Annotated in this window: 15 protein-coding genes; 11 read left to right on the forward strand and 4 right to left on the reverse strand. The window is 72.5% G+C overall.

Features of this window, described 5'->3' with window-relative positions:
* The first annotated feature begins 119 nt into the window (after positions 1-119).
* The 8 genes from OB08_RS04975 to msuE are packed head-to-tail and all read left to right on the forward strand — an operon-like array spanning position 120 to position 8215.
* Positions 120-1754 (forward strand): TIGR04028 family ABC transporter substrate-binding protein, encoded by a 1635-nt coding sequence (locus tag OB08_RS04975; protein ID WP_461472742.1) that lies wholly within the window; start codon positions 120-122, stop codon positions 1752-1754.
* A 17-nt stretch (positions 1755-1771) separates the two neighbouring features.
* Positions 1772-2749: an ABC transporter permease gene (locus tag OB08_RS04980; RefSeq protein WP_461472744.1), complete on the forward strand. Its 978-nt coding sequence runs from the start codon at positions 1772-1774 to the stop codon at positions 2747-2749.
* Positions 2746-3699 carry an ABC transporter permease gene (locus OB08_RS04985; protein WP_461472746.1) on the forward strand — a complete coding sequence of 318 codons (954 nt, stop codon included), beginning with the start codon at positions 2746-2748 and terminating at the stop codon, positions 3697-3699. Before OB08_RS04980 ends, OB08_RS04985 begins: the two co-directional genes overlap by 4 nt.
* Positions 3696-5342 (forward strand): dipeptide ABC transporter ATP-binding protein, encoded by a 1647-nt coding sequence (locus tag OB08_RS04990; protein WP_461472748.1) that lies wholly within the window; start codon positions 3696-3698, stop codon positions 5340-5342. Before OB08_RS04985 ends, OB08_RS04990 begins: the two co-directional genes overlap by 4 nt.
* The gene (locus OB08_RS04995) at positions 5339-6373 is read left to right on the forward strand and encodes a putative FMN-dependent luciferase-like monooxygenase (RefSeq protein WP_461472750.1); all 1035 of its coding nucleotides are present in this window, start codon (positions 5339-5341) and stop codon (positions 6371-6373) included. Before OB08_RS04990 ends, OB08_RS04995 begins: the two co-directional genes overlap by 4 nt.
* Positions 6370-7005 carry a CMD domain protein gene (locus OB08_RS05000; protein WP_461472752.1) on the forward strand — a complete coding sequence of 212 codons (636 nt, stop codon included), beginning with the start codon at positions 6370-6372 and terminating at the stop codon, positions 7003-7005. Before OB08_RS04995 ends, OB08_RS05000 begins: the two co-directional genes overlap by 4 nt.
* Positions 7002-7631, forward strand: coding sequence for an alkylhydroperoxidase domain protein (locus OB08_RS05005; RefSeq protein WP_461472754.1), 630 nt, complete (start codon positions 7002-7004; stop codon positions 7629-7631). The genes OB08_RS05000 and OB08_RS05005 overlap by 4 nt, the downstream gene beginning before the upstream one ends.
* Positions 7628-8215 carry an FMN reductase gene (gene msuE, locus OB08_RS05010; RefSeq protein ID WP_461472756.1) on the forward strand — a complete coding sequence of 196 codons (588 nt, stop codon included), beginning with the start codon at positions 7628-7630 and terminating at the stop codon, positions 8213-8215. The genes OB08_RS05005 and msuE overlap by 4 nt, the downstream gene beginning before the upstream one ends.
* Before the next feature lie 30 nt (positions 8216-8245).
* Here the strand turns inward: msuE and OB08_RS05015 are convergent, their stop codons facing one another.
* From OB08_RS05015 to OB08_RS05030, 4 genes are read right to left on the reverse strand one after another with little or no spacing between them, the layout of a single operon-like run.
* On the reverse strand, positions 8246-8689 hold the full coding sequence (locus tag OB08_RS05015) for a hypothetical protein (protein WP_461472758.1): 444 nt from the start codon (positions 8687-8689) through the stop codon (positions 8246-8248).
* Positions 8686-9852, reverse strand: coding sequence for a S24/S26 family peptidase (locus OB08_RS05020; protein ID WP_461472760.1), 1167 nt, complete (start codon positions 9850-9852; stop codon positions 8686-8688). Before OB08_RS05020 ends, OB08_RS05015 begins: the two co-directional genes overlap by 4 nt.
* An 11-nt stretch (positions 9853-9863) precedes the next feature.
* Positions 9864-10451 carry a SipW-dependent-type signal peptide-containing protein gene (locus tag OB08_RS05025; protein ID WP_461472762.1) on the reverse strand — a complete coding sequence of 196 codons (588 nt, stop codon included), beginning with the start codon at positions 10449-10451 and terminating at the stop codon, positions 9864-9866.
* Between the two features lie 59 nt (positions 10452-10510).
* Positions 10511-11143, reverse strand: coding sequence for a SipW-dependent-type signal peptide-containing protein (locus OB08_RS05030; RefSeq protein ID WP_461472764.1), 633 nt, complete (start codon positions 11141-11143; stop codon positions 10511-10513).
* 239 nt (positions 11144-11382) lie between these two features.
* On the opposite strand from OB08_RS05030, the gene OB08_RS05035 reads away from it, so the two are divergent.
* The 3 genes from OB08_RS05035 to OB08_RS05045 are packed head-to-tail and all read left to right on the forward strand — an operon-like array spanning position 11383 to position 15602.
* Positions 11383-12390, forward strand: coding sequence for a PLP-dependent cysteine synthase family protein (locus OB08_RS05035; protein ID WP_461472766.1), 1008 nt, complete (start codon positions 11383-11385; stop codon positions 12388-12390).
* A complete protein-coding gene (locus tag OB08_RS05040) occupies positions 12387-13547 on the forward strand; it encodes a cystathionine gamma-synthase (RefSeq protein ID WP_461472768.1) in 1161 nt (386 codons plus the stop codon). The genes OB08_RS05035 and OB08_RS05040 overlap by 4 nt, the downstream gene beginning before the upstream one ends.
* 24 nt (positions 13548-13571) lie before the next feature.
* A complete protein-coding gene (locus tag OB08_RS05045) occupies positions 13572-15602 on the forward strand; it encodes an oxidoreductase (RefSeq protein ID WP_461472770.1) in 2031 nt (676 codons plus the stop codon).
* Positions 15603-15623 lie beyond the last annotated feature (21 nt).

Consider the following 15623-nt stretch of genomic DNA (forward strand, 5'->3'; position numbering starts at 1 on the left):
GTGCACCCGGTGACGAGCGGTGACATCGGGCCGCGCGGACGACCCCGGCGGGTTCGTAGCGTGGCCATCACCTTCCGCCGCACCAGGCGAAACCCGCATCCCGAACCACAGGAGATCCCATGTCCCGTCCCGCAGCACGCTCCCTCGCCGGCGCCCTCGCTGTCGCCACGGCCTTCTCGCTCGCCGCCTGCGCCTCCGGCGCTGCGACCGGCGACCCCCAGGCCGCCGCCGGCGACCCCGTCACCGGCGGAACGCTCACCTACCTCGAGCACCAGACGTACACCAACCTCTATCCGCCGCAGGCCGGCTTCTACCCGAACGGCGGCCTCGTGAACAACATCGCGGCGCGGCTGACGTGGCAGAACCCCGAGACGCTCGAGATCGAGCCCTGGATCGCCACGGAGTGGACGGTGAACGCCGACGCGACGGAGTACACCTTCGACCTCCGCGGTGGCGTGACCTTCTCGGACGGCACCCCGCTCGACGCCGCCGCGGTCGCCAAGAACTTCGACACGTACGGCCTCGGCGACGAGAGCCTCGGGCTCACGGTCTCCGAGGCGATCAACAACTACGCCTCGAGCGAGGTCGTCGACGACGACACCGTCACGTTCCGCTTCTCGGCGCCGGCCCCCGGCTTCCTCCAGGCCACGTCCACGATCAACTCGGGCCTCCTCTCGCCCGAGACCCTCGACCTCACGCTCGAGGAGTTCGGCGCGGGCAACGCGACCGAGATCGTCGGCTCCGGGCCGTTCGTCATCACCGACGAGAAGCTCGGCACCGAGCTGACGCTCGAGGCGCGCGAGGACTACGACTGGGCGCCGCCGAGCTTCGCGCACCAGGGTCGCGCGTACCTCGACGAGATCCACCTGATCGTCACGCCCGAGGACAGCGTGCGCATCGGGTCGCTGCTCGCCGGTCAAGCGGACTACATCCGCTACGTGCAGGCCTTCGACGAGGAGCGCGTCGCGTCGGCCGGCTTCGACGTGCACGCCCCGCAGACCCGCGGCGTGAACAACGCCCTGAGCCTGCGGTTCACGAACCCCCTGCTGAGCGACATCCGCGTGCGGCAGGCGCTGGTCGCCGGCGTCGACGCGCAGGAGGTCGTCGACACGATCTTCACCGAGAACTACCCCGTCGCCACCTCCGCGCTGAGCTCGCAGGCCGTCGGCTACAAGGACGAGTCGGAGTTCTACGCGTACGACCCCGAGAAGTCCGCGGAGCTGCTCGACGAGGCCGGCTGGACGGTCGGCGAGGACGGGATCCGCGAGAAGGACGGCGAGCGCCTATCGCTCACGGTCTACGAGGCGGCCCCGCAGCCGCTCTCGAAGCAGACGCTCGAGCTGGTCGCGCAGCAGCTGAACGAGGTCGGCGTCGAGCTGAACGTGAAAGCGGCGGATGCCGGCACCTACGCCGAGGACATCAAGGACCCGCTCAAGACCCCGCTGTACCACTCGATGGTCGGCCGCGCGGACCTCGACGTGATCAAGAGCCAGTACTACACGAAGAACCGCAACACGCTGCTGTCGGACGACGCCGAGCTCGACCGTCTGCTCGAGGCCGTCGCGTCGACGCCCGACCCCGACGAGCGGATCGCCGCCTCGCAGGCCGTGCAGGACTACCTCGCCGAGGAGGCGTACCTCATCCCGCTGTTCGAGGAGCCGCAGGTCTACGGCACCGCCCCATACGTCCACGGCGTCGAGTTCGAGTCGGTCGCACGGCCGCTCTTCTACGACGTGTGGCTCGACAAGCAGTAGGCGCTGGAGCTGATGCCATGCGCTACGCGCTGAGACGCGCCGGGCAGGCCGCGATCGTCCTGATCGCGGCCTTCACGGCCACCTTCATCCTGCTGCAGCTGCTGCCCGGCGACGCGATCCTGATCAAGTACGACGACCCGTCGCTCGGGCTCACGGCCGACCAGGTCGAGCAGATCCGCGTCGCCTACGGCGTCGACTCGACATGGTGGGAGCAGTACGCGGCGACGCTCGGGGGCTACGTCCGGGGCGACTTCGGGTACTCGACGCAATACGGCACGCCCGTGCTGGAGCTGATCGGCGAGGCCCTGCCGGCCACCGCGGCGCTCGCGGCGCTCGGTTTCCTCCTCGCCGCGGTGATCGCCGGCGTCATCGCCTTCGTCTCGACTCTCACGCCCTTCGCGTGGCTGCGGGACGCTCTTCGAGCGCTGCCGGGGGTGTTCGTCTCGGTGCCGGTGTTCTGGCTCGGCATCCTGCTCATCCAGGTCTTCTCGTTCGGACTCGGCTGGGTGCCGATCGTCGGCGCGGATCCCGTCGCGGGTCTCGTGCTCCCGGTGATCACGCTCGCCGTGCCGATCTCGGCTCCGCTCGCGCAGATCCTCGTGCGCGGCATCGACGAGGTGCAGCTCCAGCCCTTCGTCACCGTCGTGCGGGCCAAGGGCGCTTCGCCGTCGTGGGTGCTGTGGCGGTCGGTCGCGCGCAACGCTCTGCTGCCGACACTGACGATCGCCGGCGTGCTGTTCGGCGAGCTCATCGGCGGAGCGGTCGTCACCGAGACGGTCTTCGGCCGCACCGGGATCGGCCGGGTCACCGAGCAGGCGGTCGCGAACCAGGACATCCCGGTCCTGCAGGCGATCGTCGTGCTCGCCGCATTCACGTTCGTCGTGGTCAATCTCGCCGTCGATCTGGTCTACCCCGTACTCGATCCACGGCTGCGCGACGGAGCACGCCGCTCCAAGTCCGAGTCGGCGCCGACCGCTGTGGAGGTCTCCGCATGAGCACGCAGATCACCGTGCAGGATGCTGCGGCCGAGGCCGCCGCCGCGCGGGACGAGGCATCCCGAACCGTCGTCGACCCGCTCGCGCGCGACGCCGGAGCCACCCTCGATCAGCCTGCTCGCAGGGCGACCGCCGCGCGGCTCTTCGCCGTCGGGCGACGGCCCTCGTGGACGCTCGTCCTCGCCATCGCAGTCGTCGCCGTCGCCGTGCTGTGGGCGCTCGTTCCCGGGCTGTTCACCGGACAGAACCCCATCGACGGGGTGCCGGCCGACAAGCTCCTTCCGCCGAGCGCCGCGCACTGGTTCGGCACCGACGCGATCGGGCGGGACCTCTACTCCCGGGTGGTCTACGGCGCGATCCACTCGCTTTCCGGAGCACTGATCGCCGTCACAGTCGGACTCGCCGCGGGCACGCTCATCGGCGTGGTCGCCGGCTCCGTGGGCGGCCTGCTCGACGACATCCTCATGCGCGTCGTCGATGTTCTGCTGTCGATCCCCGGACTGCTGCTGTCGCTCTCGATCATCATCCTGCTCGGCTTCGGCACGGTGAACGCGGCGATCGCCGTGGGCATCGGAAGCGTCGCGTCGTTCGCCCGTCTCTCGCGGTCGGAGGTCGTGCGAGTGCGGCGCAGCGACTTCGTCGAGGCGGCGTTCGGCAGCGGCGGCACGTTCGCGTCGGTGCTCGGCCGACATGTTCTCCCGAATTCGCTCACCGCGGTCGTCGGGCTCGCCGCGCTGCAGTTCGGCGCGGCCATCCTCGCCATCTCCACCCTCGGCTTCCTGGGGTACGGCGCACCGCCTCCTACGCCCGAGTGGGGCCTGCTCATTGCGGAAGGCCGCAACTACGTCGCCACGGCGTGGTGGCTCACGACTCTGCCCGGCCTCGTGGTCGTTCTCGTCGTGCTCAGTGCCAACCGCATCAGCCAATCGATCGGAAAGGGGACGCGATGAGCGTGCTCGGCATCGAGGGCCTGCGCGTCTCGTACGCCGCCCGCACCGGACGCCGCGAGGTCGTCCATGACGTCTCGTTCGAGGTCGGAGAGGGAGAGGTGGTCGCACTCGTCGGCGAGTCGGGGTCGGGCAAGTCCACGACCGCACACGCCGTGCTGGGCCTGCTCGCCGAAGGCGGGCGCGTCGACGCGGGCGCCATCACGGTCGGCGGTGTCGACATCTCGGGCTGGTCGCCCAGGCGGCTGCAGAGCGTGCGCGGCACGCAGGTGGGGCTCATCCCGCAGGACCCGGTGGCGTCGCTCGACCCGGTCAGGCCGATCGGGGTGCAGGTGGGCGAGATCCTTCACCTGCACCGCGGCGCGGCGGCGGGCGAGCGCGATCGCGCCGGCGTGCGGCGACGCGTGATCGAACTGCTCGAGCGGGTCGGGCTCGACGACCCCGAGCTGCGGGCGCGGCAGTACCCGCACGAGCTCTCCGGCGGGATGCGGCAGCGCGTGCTGATCGCGACGGCCATCGCGCTGCGGCCGCGGCTGATCATCGCCGACGAGCCCACCAGCGCCCTCGACGCGACAGTGCAGCGGCGCATCCTCGATCTCATCGACGACCTCCGCCGCGAGGAAGGCACGTCGGTGCTGCTCGTCACGCACGACCTGGGCGTCGCCGCGGACCGTGCGCAGCGCGTCGTGGTGCTGAGGAACGGCGCCGTCGTCGAGCAGGGCCCGACGTCGGGCATCCTGTCCGCGCCGGCCGACGGCTACACGCGGCAGCTGATCGCCGACGCGCCGGCGCTCGCCTCGGACGACTTCCGTCGGCCGGCCCCGCCCCTGTTCCTGCGGGATGCCGCGGCCGCCGCCGGCGAGAACCCGTACGCGATCACGGCCGAAGGTCTGGTGAAGGAGTTCGCGGTGCGGGGGAGCACGCCGTTCCGCGCGGTGGACGACGTGTCGTTCCGGGTGCGCCGCGGCACCACGCACGCACTGGTCGGCGAGTCCGGGTCGGGCAAGACCACGACGGCACGCCTGGTGACGCGCTTCCTCCACGCCGACGCGGGGCGCATCGAACTCGACGGCACCGATATCGGGGCACTGCGCGGCGGCGACCTCCGCCGGCTGCGCCGCCGGATCCAGCTCGTCTACCAGAACCCCTTCTCGTCGCTCGATCCGCGGCAGAGCGTCGCGCAGATCGTGGCCGAGCCGCTGCAGAACTTCCGCGAGGGCACCCGGGTCACGCGCCGCGAACGCGCGGCCGAGCTCATCGACCGCGTCGCGCTGCCCGCCGACGTGCTGGAGCGCTCGCCGCGCGAGCTCTCCGGTGGTCAACGGCAGCGGGTCGCCATCGCCCGCGCGCTCGCGATCGATCCCGAGGTGGTCGTGCTCGACGAGGCGGTCTCGGCGCTCGACGTCACCGTGCAGGCGCGCATCCTCGAGCTGCTCGAGTCGCTGCAGCAGGAGCTCGGGCTCACGTACCTGTTCATCTCGCACGACCTCGCGGTCGTCCGACGGATCAGCCACTCGGTGTCGGTGATGCGCCGCGGTCGCGTCGTCGAGACCGGCAGCACCGAGAACATCTTCCGCACCCCCACCCACGACTACACGCGCGAGCTGCTCGCCGCCGTGCCCGGACGAACGGAGGTCGCGGCATGACCGCGCCGACTCTCGCCTTCTTCACCCGCCTGCTCGATGAGGCGCCGCCGGCTGAGCGGTACCGGCTCGCGACCGACCAGATCCGTCACGCCGAGCGGTTCGGCGTCGAGCGCGCCTGGGTGGCGCAGCACCATTTCCGCGCGGCGGAGGGGGGCTTGCCCTCGCCGTTCGTGTTCCTCGCGCACGCCGCAGCGGCCACGAGCGAGATCCGCCTGGGCACGGGGGTCGTCACGCTGCCGCTGGAGGATCCCGTCCGCGTCGCGGAGGACGCCGTTGTCGCGGACCTGCTGTCGGGCGGCCGCGTCGACCTCGGGCTCGGCAGCGGCGGCACGCCGTCTTCGTTCCTCCCCTTCGGGCTGGACGTTGCGACGAAGGCCGAGGTGTACGACCGCAAGCTCGGGGTGCTGCTCGAGGCGCTGGGCGGGCGCGAGATCGGCGGCGGCAACAGGCTGTATCCGGATGCCGGGACCCTCGCCGATCGCGTGTGGCAGGCGACGTTCTCGGCTCCGGGCGGCACGCGCGCGGGCGTCCACGGTCACGGTCTGCTGCTCTCGCGCACTCAGCCGCGACCGGCCCACGCGCTGGATGCGTCGCTCTCGGCGCTGCAGGACCCGATCGTCGACGCGTATCTCGAGGCGCTGCCCGCGGGCGCGACGCCGCGTGTGACCGCGTCCCGCACGGTCTTCGTCGCGGACGACCGCGCCGACGCCCTCCGGTTCGCGGAGGTCGGCCTGCGCCGCGCCGCGGAAGGCTTCCGTCGCGGGGGCCAGACGATCCCCGGCGAGACGCTCGATGAGCTCATCGTCACGCTGGACACCCACCTCGGCACGCCGGAGGAGGTGGCGGAGTCGCTCGCGGCGGACGCCACGCTGCGCCGCGCCACCGAGGTCGCGTTCCAGGTCCACTCGGTCGACGCCCCGCATGACCACGTGCTGCGGTCCATCGAGCTGTTCGCCACCGAGGTCGCGCCCGCCCTCGGGTGGGCGACGCGCGACCTCGCCCTCAGTCCTCTCGGAAAGGAGACCCCATGACCACCCCCACGATCGACGTGGTCGACGAGCTCGCGGGCATCGCGCCCGAAGACGCCGCCGACGCCCTGCGTCGCCGCCGGCCCGTGACGCGCGAGCAGCTGCAGGCGAGCTTCGACGCGCTGTTCCTGCCTGTCGACGACGGCGCGTTCCCGCTCGCCGAGCGCGAGCTCGTCGCGGCGTTCGCGACGCGGTCGACGGCGGACGACCGGACGGCGGCGTTCTATGCCGCTCGGGCCCGGTCGGCCGACCCCGACCGCGCCGAGGCCGTGCTGGGCGAGGCATCCGCCGCCGCCACGGCCGGACCCTTCGGCCGCTACGCCGAGGACGGACTGCAGGACGAGAACACCGACGGGCGCCGCTACGAGCCGTCGATCGCCGCGCGCGACGTGCTGGGCGAGCGGCTCACCGCGGCCTTGGCCCACGCGCACCTGCTGACCTCCCGTCCCCGCGAGTCGAGCGGGGAGGACCTCGACCGCCTGCTCGATGCGGGTTGGAGCGTCGACGCGATCGTGACGCTGTCGCAGCTCGTCGCCTTCCTCGCCTTCCAGCAGCGCGTCGCGGCAGGGCTCCGCGTGCTGACCGCGACATCCGACCCCCGTCCCTTCCCCGCCTCCGAGGAGGTCTCCGCATGACCGGCACCACGACCGACGCCCGAACCTACGTCTACGACGCGGCGCATCCGCACGCCTTCACCCGCGCGGAGGTCGGCTGGGTGCCGTGGCTCGAGCCGTTCCCCGAGGACGAGCTCACCGAGCGTCACTACAACGGGCTCGTCGACCGTCCGCGCGCGTCGAGCGACTACTTCCGTCTCCTCGTGCGCGACCCCGAGATCCTCCGTGCTCGCACGCTCGTCGACAAGGACATCTTCTACAACACCGCCGAGGGTCTTCCCCGCGCCGAACGCGAGCTCGCGGCGGCCGCGGCGTCGCGCGTCAACGGCTGCGTGTTCTGCGCGTCGGTGCACGCCCGCTTCGCGGCGCACTATTCGAAGGACCCGGAGCGCGTCGACGCACTGCTCGACGAGGGCATCTCGGCCGACCTGGGTGAGCGGTGGAACGCGATCGTCGCCGCGGCCGCAGCGCTCACCGCGACACCGCTCGCCTTCGACACCACCCATGTGGCCAGGTTGCGCGATGCCGGCCTCGACGACCTCGAGATCTCCGATGTCATCCACGGCGCCGCGTTCTTCAACTGGGCGAACCGCCTCATGCTGTCCATCGGCCGTGCGGTCGCACCCGCCGGGGAATCGGCTCCGTGACCGACGACCAGGCCCGGTCGCTTCGCGTCGTCGGCGTCTCGGGTTCGCTGCACGAGCCGAGCCGGACGACGGCGCTCGTGCGCGCGATCCTCGACGAGGTGGCCGGACGAACAGGGGCAGCGACGGCGCTCGTCGAGGTCGCGGCCCTCGGGCCGTCGTTCGCCGGCGCCCTGCGGCGCGACGACGTCGCACCGGAGGTCGAGCGCGCGCTCCAGCGGATCGAGGCGGCGGACCTGCTCGTCGTCGCGAGCCCGGTGTACCGGGCATCGTTCACGGGACTGTTCAAGCACCTGTTCGATTTCGTCGGGCAGTACGAGCTCGTCGGCACACCGGTGCTGCTCGCCGCGACCGGCGGCGGCGAGCGTCACGCGCTGATCCTCGAGCACCAGCTGCGGCCGCTGTTCGGGTTCTTCCAGGCGCTCACGCTGCCGATCGGCGTCTACGCGTCGGACGCCGACTTCGACGCGTACGAGATCTCGTCGGCCGACGTGCGTCGCCGCGTCGCGCAGGCGGTGGACCGATCGCTCCCGATCGTCGAGCGGGCGGCCCTCGTGCCGGCATCGGACTACGTCACGACCTGGTGAGGCTGAGGATGGGACGAACGCGGTGCGACGTCACGTGACGGTGCAGGCCGATAGCAGACCGGTGGTGAACGAGACGGTCGCGGTGCGCGCCGTGGACTCCCACCCGCCCGGGCCGACCGCGTAGAGGGAGAACATGCCCGAGCCGATGCCCAGGAGGCCGCTCGTGAGCTGGAGGGTCGTCGCATTCGCGGCGAGCGTGCCCGACGCGGTGAGCCCGCCAGTCACTGCCCAGCGGTAGCCGGTGCGGGTGAGGCCGCCGTTCGGCGCGGACCACGTGAAGGTGATCGGCGAGGCGATGCCCGCCGTGCACGCGAGCTGATTCGCCGGCTGCACGCGGCCCGCGGTGAGCGTCGAGGTGGTGGCGGTCTCGCGGTCGGTCCAGGCGGCAGTGGTCGGCAGCGCCGGGGCCATCACGCCGGCGAGCACCAGCGCAGCCAGCGCCCCCGCGGCCACCGCTCCCCGTACGCGCCTCATGACGACCTCCGCGCCTGCACCGCGACCCCGGCGCCGGCCGCGAGCAGGAGCAGAGCGACGCCGCCGAGCACCCACGGGAGCCCGGCGCCCGTGGCAGGCAATCCCTCGGGAGAGGTCGAGACGTCGTCGCCGGCACCCACGGCGCGCACGACCATGTCGACGGCGCCGGATGCCGCGGCGTCCGCGTTCCCGGGCCGGGTGACGACGATCCGCAGCCAGGCCGCGTCGTCGCTCGGCAGCGAGAGGACCTCGCGCTCGACGCCGTCGAGGGGCACGCGCTCCTCGCCGACGAGAGTCCTCGCTTGCGGGCATCCGTCGTCGTTCCAGCGGGTCGGGCACTCCTGTACGTCGTAGCGCAGGCCCAGTCCGGCGTCGCCGGTCGACGAGAGCAGCACGGCGATGACGCCCGGGGTCGGGGCATGCGCACTCACCCCCACCTGCCACACGGCCGACGTGCCCGGCGCGAGATCGCTCATGCGGGGTCCCTCGATCGAGACGAGGCGGATCACCTCGCCCTGGATCACGCGCTCCTCGGCCGCCGCGTGGGCCGGCGCCCACGGCGCGACGGCGCCGGCCACGCCGGCGGCGGCAGCGAGGCCGACCACGCCGAGGGCCGCACCGCTACGGCGGCCGGCACCCGCGGCCGCACGCGCCTCGTGACGGCGCGGCCAGAAGACCCACAGCACCAGGAGGGTGGCGGCGACGGTGAGGCCGCCGAGCACCCACGGCTCGCCCAGCGTCGCGATCGCCGGAGCGATGCCAGGGACGGAGAGGACGACGAGGCGCACCGTCGTCACGTCGTACGGGAACGGGTCCTCGACCGCGTTCGCGTCGCCGCGCATCGTGATGCGGCGCAGGTCCGGGCCGGCATCCTCGACCGGCTCGACGCTCGTCGCACGGTGGGTGATCGGCAGCCGGCCGGGGCGCTCGACCGTGATCACGTCGCCGGGGCGCACGTCGGCGGCAGGAATGCTGCGCACGATCGCCGCCGACCCCGCAGGAATCGCCGGCGACATCGAGCCGGTGCTGAAGAGGATGATCCGCACGTCGAAGAACACCGCGGCGATGACGAGCGTGATGCACAGTGCGCCGAGGACCGCGGCGACCGTCAGAGGAATGTCGCCGGCGGTCGACGCCCACGAGCGGCGCCGGGATGCCCGCATCCGCCCTCCTCTCAGCCGGCCGATGTCGACGTGAACGTCCACGTGACCGTGGCGGTCGTGCCCTGGAAGGTGCTCGCGGCCGTCGGCGAGATGCGCACCTCGAAGCAGTAGCCGATCGCGGCGCCGGCGGCCCCTATCGGACTCGAGACGGCGGATGCCGGCAGCTGCGTCACCGGCAGGTACGTGCCCGCGGCGCCCGCGATGAACACCGGCGTCCCCGAGAATGCCGTGGCGTCGCAGGGCGACGTGGGGTTGACCGATGTCGTGCGCACCGCGCGGTACTGCAGGGCGGCGACGAGGCCGCCGCTGTTGTTCGTGATCGCACTGAGAGCGACCGAGCCGGCGACGTTCGTCGTCGGCGTGGTGCGCACGTTCAGCCACGCGTAGAAGGACGTGCTCGGCGACATGGCGGTCGCGTTGAACGTGAGCGACGCCCCCGGAGCCGCCGTCTGGCTCGTGTACGTCGGTGACCCGGCGCTCGCGGACTGGGTGTCGAACACGCTTGCGCCGAAGCTGCCGGTCGCGTTCTCGGTGTCGGTCCACGCCGCGAGCGTGACGGCGGCGCCCGCGCCGAACACCAGCCCGGCCGCGAGGATCACCCGCACCCGTCGACCTCGAAGGCGACGCCGAGCGGCGCGCCTGCCCGGACCCCCCACGACTACGGCAGCGGGTCGGTCGACGCGCCCGCGAACTCCCACGTGACGGTGCCCGTCGCCCCCTGCGGCAGGCCGGCTCCAGCGGTGACGACGAAGCACAGATTGACCGGGGCGGCGGCCGCTGTCAGATCGAACACCGGAACCGTGCCGGTCGCGGTGGCCGCGCGGCTCGCGACGATCGGCGCGCCGCCGGGAGGGGCCGCCTCCGAGCACGTGGCGCCGAACGTGCCGACGTCGTAGAGGGCGTACGTCAGGTTCTGGCCGATCGTGCCCCCGACGGTGTTCGCGAGTGTGACGTCTGCGGCGTAGTCGGAGTCGCCCGAGAGCTGCACCGCGAACGGGGCGTACACGGTGTCGCCCGGAGAGAGCAGGCCCGCATCGAGCGCGAACGTGAGCGTCTTGCCGGGTGAGGTCGGCGAGCTGCTGAAGGCGGTGCCGTCGGTGCTGCCCTGCAGATCGAACTGCCCCGACGAGAACGTGCCCGTCGCGAACTCGGAGTCGTTCCACACCGCCAGGGTCACGGCGGAGCCGACCCCGAGGACGACGCCCGCCGCGAGGATGGCGGCGACCATGCGGCGGCGGTCCGACGGGGTGCGGCGTGCGACGACAGGCGTCATGTCAGGCTGGGGTTCCATGCTTCGCTCCTTCGCGATTCCCGTGTGCAGACGCATGCCCCAGACATGTGCCCACGATGGTAGACCCCCGGAACGGCGCCGGAAAGGGATTCTCCGCGAGATCATCCGTCGCGGGTGAGGCCCGTCGGGCTAGACTGACCGCGTGTTGACCTGTCGCTGTTGTCGCTGAGTGCCCCGGGCACCCTTCAGCGACCCCGACACCCATCCGCGCTCCGCGCGGCGACACCGAGGACACATCTGTGCGTTACGCCAAGAGCGTGGCCGACCTCGTCGGCAACACCCCTCTCGTCCAGCTGACCCGCGTCACCGAAGGCATGTCCGCCACGGTGCTCGCGAAGGTCGAGTACTTCAATCCAGGCAGCTCCGCCAAGGACCGCATCGCCCGCAACATCATCGATGCCGCGGAGCGCGACGGTCTCCTGAAGCCCGGCGGGACGATCGTCGAGCCGACGAGCGGCAACACCGGCGTCGGCCTGGCGCTCGTGGCCCTCGAGCGCGGCTACCGCATGATCTTCGTCGTGCCCGACAAGTTCGCCGGCGAGAAGGTCGCCGTGCTGAAGGCGTACGGCGCCGAGGTGGTGATCACCGAGACGAGCGTTCCCCCCGAGGACCCGGGGTCGTACTACAGCGTCTCCGACCGCCTCGCACGTGAGATCCCCGGCGCGTTCAAGCCGAACCAGTTCGCCAACCAGAACGGCCCCCGCGCCCACTACGAGACGACGGGCCCCGAGGTCTGGCGCGACACCGACGGCCGAGTGACGCACTTCGTCGCGGGCATCGGCACCGGAGGCACGATCACGGGCACGGGCCGCTACCTCCGCGAGGTCTCCGGCGACGCCGTGCGCGTGGTGGGCGTCGACCCCGAGGGGTCGCTGTACTCGGGCGGCCCCGTCCACGGCTACCTCGTCGAGGGCGTCGGCGAGGACTTCTGGCCGGAGAGCTACGACCCGTCCGTGCCGCACGAGGTGCAGCGGGTGAGCGACGCCGAGGCCTTCGCGATGACCCGGCGCCTCGCCCGCGAGGAGGGGCTGCTCGTCGGCGGGTCGAGCGGCATGGCCGTGGTCGGCGCGCTCCGCGTCGCGCGCGACCTGCCGGCCGACGACGTGGTGGTGGTGCTGCTGCCCGACCACGGCCGCGGCTACCTCAGCAAGATCTACGACGACGAGTGGATGAGCGCGCGCGGCTTCGATGTGGCCACGGTTCGCTCGCCGCTCCCGAACGACCGACCCGAAGGAACAGACGCATGACCGACTCGATCGACCCCCGCGGCTTCGAGACCCGCGCCGTGCACGCCGGCCAGGCGTTCGACCCCACGACAGGTGCGGTCATCCCACCGGTGCACTTCTCGACCACCTTCGCCCAGGACGGCATCGGAGGTCTTCGCCAGGGGTACGAGTACGGCCGCAGCGGCAACCCGACGCGCACGGCGCTCGAGGCGCAGCTGGCCGCTCTCGAGGGCGGCGCGCACGGCCTCTCGTTCGCGTCGGGCCTGGCCGCCGAGGACACCCTCCTGCGCGCGGTGCTGCAGCCGGGCGACGAAGTGCTGCTCGGCAGCGACGTGTACGGCGGCACCTACCGCCTGCTCGCCCGCGTGCTCGGCCCGTGGGGTGTGAAGCTGCGCGTGGTCGACATGCGCGACCTCGCCGCGGTCGGCGCGGCGCTCGCGGAGCGCCCCGCGCGCATCCTGTGGGTAGAGACCCCGAGCAACCCCATGCTGCACATCACCGACGTCGCCGGCCTCGCGCGCCTCGGGCACGACGCCGGCGCGCTCGTCGTCGTCGACAACACGTTCGCCTCGCCGGCGCTGCAGCAGCCGCTCGCGCTCGGCGCCGACGTGGTCGTGCACTCGACCACGAAGTACCTCGGCGGCCACTCCGACGTGGTCGGCGGCGCGCTCGTGCTCAATGACGACGCGCTCTACGAGCAGGCCAAGTTCCTCCAGTTCGCCGTCGGCGCCGTCTCGGGCCCGATGGACGCGTGGCTCACGACGCGGGGCATCAAGACGCTCGCGCTGCGGATGCAGCGCCACAGCGAGAACGCTCAGGCCGTCGCCGAGTTCCTCGATGCGCACCCGAAGGTCGCCCGCGTGTACTACCCGGGTCTGCCGGCGCACCCCGGCCACGACCTCGCCGCCCGCCAGATGACGGGGTTCGGAGGCATCGTGTCGGCGGAGCTCGCGGACGCGGCATCCGCTCGCCGCTTCGCCGAGTCGACGAGGCTGTTCCAGCTCGCGGAGTCGCTGGGCGGCGTGGAGTCGCTGATGAACTACCCCGACGAGATGACCCACGCGTCGGTGCGGGGCACCGAGCTGGCCGTCCCGGAGGAGCTCGTGCGCCTCTCGGTCGGGATCGAGAGCGCCGACGACCTCATCGCCGATCTCGAGGCGGCGCTCGCGAAGCTCTGAGCGGCGCGGTCGTAGGCTCGTGGCATGAGCACGCCCCGGCTGTCGGATCCGCTGCGCATCGGCGCCGCCACGGTGCCGAACCGGCTCATGCAGACGGCCCACTCGAAGCAGTACTCCGACCGGGTGGAGTCCGACCGGGAGACGGCGTACTACGTCCGTCGCGCCCGCGGCGGATGCGGGCTTTTCGTCGCCGGAAATCACTTCGTGCACCCGTCGGGCTCGATCCGAGGGTTTCAGGACGCCTTCCGACCCGAATCGGTCGCCGCGGGGCGACGGATGACGGATGCCGTCCACGACGCCGGCTCACGGGTGTTCGTGCAGCTCAACCACCATGGCGCGCAGGCACAGCCCGATGGGCCGGATGGCCCGCGCACGGTGTATGCGCCTTCGCGCATATTGTCGCCGTCCACCTCGCACGCCACACGGGCGATGGACCACGACGACATCCGGTCGGTGGTCCGGGGCTGGGCGACGTCGGCGGCGTACGCGCGCGACGCGGGCTTCGACGGCGTCGAGATCCACATGGCGCACGGCTACCTCCTGCACCAGTTCCTGTCGCCTCTCTACAACGCCCGCACCGACGGCTACGGCGGCGACCTCGACGGACGCACGCGGTTCGCGCGGGAGGTGCTCCGCGCGGTGCGGGCCCGGGTCGGCGACGACTTCACGGTCGGCGTGCGGATCGTCGCCAACGAGTTCCACCCTGACGGACTCGACGGGGCGGCCATGCGCGACGTCATCGCGCGGCTGCGCGAGGACGCCCGGATCGACTTCCTCGACCTCGCCGCCGGCGGCTACCACAACGTGCACTACGTCTTCCCGTCGTCGCCGATGCCGTACGCGTGGCTGCGCGACGACGTCGCCGCCGTCAAGGCGGCGAACCCCGACGTGCCGGTCTTCGGCGTCGGCGCGGCGCACTCGGTCGAGGATGCCGAAGAGGTGCTCGCGTCCGGCATCGCCGACATGGTCGCCCTCACGCGCGCCCAGATCGCCGATCCCGACCTGGGCCTGAAGCTCCTGCGCGCCGGTGGCGCGGGGCGCGGCGACGACCGGGTCGACGAGGCGGCGGGGCGCGGCATCCGCCACTGCATCCGGCTGAATCAGGGATGCCTCGGCCGCGGCAGCCGCGGACTGGCGATGTCGTGCACCGTCAACCCGCTGGCCGGGCGCGAGGCCGAGCGAGGCGAACGCCCCCGCGCGGCCGCGCCGCAGAGGTGGGCGGTCGTCGGCGGCGGTCCGGCGGGCATGCGCGCCGCCGTCGAGCTCGCGACCGACGGGCACGACGTGACGCTGTTCGAGGCCGACGGTGAACTCGGCGGGCAGCTGCGCCTCGCGCGGCGGGTGCGCGGACGCGAGAGCGTCGGCCTGCTCGTCGAGGACCTCGTGCGGGATCTGGCCGCCGCGGGGGTGCGCGTGCGCCTCGGGGTTCGTGCGACGGCCGCCGACCTCCGCGCGGAAGGGGCGAACGGCGTCGTGCTGGCGACCGGGGCGGTCGCGCCGCGCGGCACCTCGCTGGCGCTCGGCGGCGCGTACGCCGGGGGAGTCCCGCTCGACGGCACGATCGACGCGTTCGCCGCGGCATCCGATCCCTCCCGCCTCGGCCGCCGGGTCGCCGTCGTCGATGCCGACGGCACCGCCTATGCGGCCGGCGTCGTGCTCACCCTCCTCCCGCACGTCGACGAGCTCGAGCTCGTGACGCCGTTCGAGACGGTCTTCCCGCACATCGGCGCGGGCTACGACCGCCCCCTGCTGCTCGAGCGGCTCCGCGCGCACGGCGGCTTCCGGCGGCGCACGGCCCAGTCGGTCGTCGCGGTGCGGGCGGACGGCGTCGACCTCGTCGACACGCTCACGGGCGCCTCCGAGACGATCGGCGGGCTCGACGCCGTCGTCGCGATCGAGCCGCGCGCGTCGGTCGCTCTCGACGGGGGAGCGGATGCCGCGCCCCGCGTCGTCACGATCGGCGACGCCTATGCGCCACGCACGATCGACGCGGCCGTCTTCGAGGCGGTCGAGCTCGCCTACGACGTCGCGGGCATGGCGGTCCTCAGGCCGTGAGACCGCGCCTCCGACGGCGGC

The sequence above is a fragment of the Microbacterium sp. HJ5 genome (assembly GCF_054824025.1).

Bases quoted from the DNA above. Each gene is read 5' to 3' on its own strand.
- OB08_RS04975 (WP_461472742.1), top strand. From the start codon at position 120: ATGTCCCGTCCCGCAGCACGCTCCCTCGCCGGCGCCCTCGCTGTCGCC.
- OB08_RS04980 (WP_461472744.1), top strand. From the start codon at position 1,772: ATGCGCTACGCGCTGAGACGCGCCGGGCAGGCCGCGATCGTCCTGATC.
- OB08_RS04985 (WP_461472746.1), top strand. From the start codon at position 2,746: ATGAGCACGCAGATCACCGTGCAGGATGCTGCGGCCGAGGCCGCCGCC.
- OB08_RS04990 (WP_461472748.1), top strand. From the start codon at position 3,696: ATGAGCGTGCTCGGCATCGAGGGCCTGCGCGTCTCGTACGCCGCCCGC.
- OB08_RS04995 (WP_461472750.1), top strand. From the start codon at position 5,339: ATGACCGCGCCGACTCTCGCCTTCTTCACCCGCCTGCTCGATGAGGCG.
- OB08_RS05000 (WP_461472752.1), top strand. From the start codon at position 6,370: ATGACCACCCCCACGATCGACGTGGTCGACGAGCTCGCGGGCATCGCG.
- OB08_RS05005 (WP_461472754.1), top strand. From the start codon at position 7,002: ATGACCGGCACCACGACCGACGCCCGAACCTACGTCTACGACGCGGCG.
- OB08_RS05015 (WP_461472758.1), bottom strand. From the start codon at position 8,689: ATGAGGCGCGTACGGGGAGCGGTGGCCGCGGGGGCGCTGGCTGCGCTG.
- OB08_RS05020 (WP_461472760.1), bottom strand. From the start codon at position 9,852: ATGCGGGCATCCCGGCGCCGCTCGTGGGCGTCGACCGCCGGCGACATT.
- OB08_RS05030 (WP_461472764.1), bottom strand. From the start codon at position 11,143: ATGGAACCCCAGCCTGACATGACGCCTGTCGTCGCACGCCGCACCCCG.
- OB08_RS05040 (WP_461472768.1), top strand. From the start codon at position 12,387: ATGACCGACTCGATCGACCCCCGCGGCTTCGAGACCCGCGCCGTGCAC.
- OB08_RS05045 (WP_461472770.1), top strand. From the start codon at position 13,572: ATGAGCACGCCCCGGCTGTCGGATCCGCTGCGCATCGGCGCCGCCACG.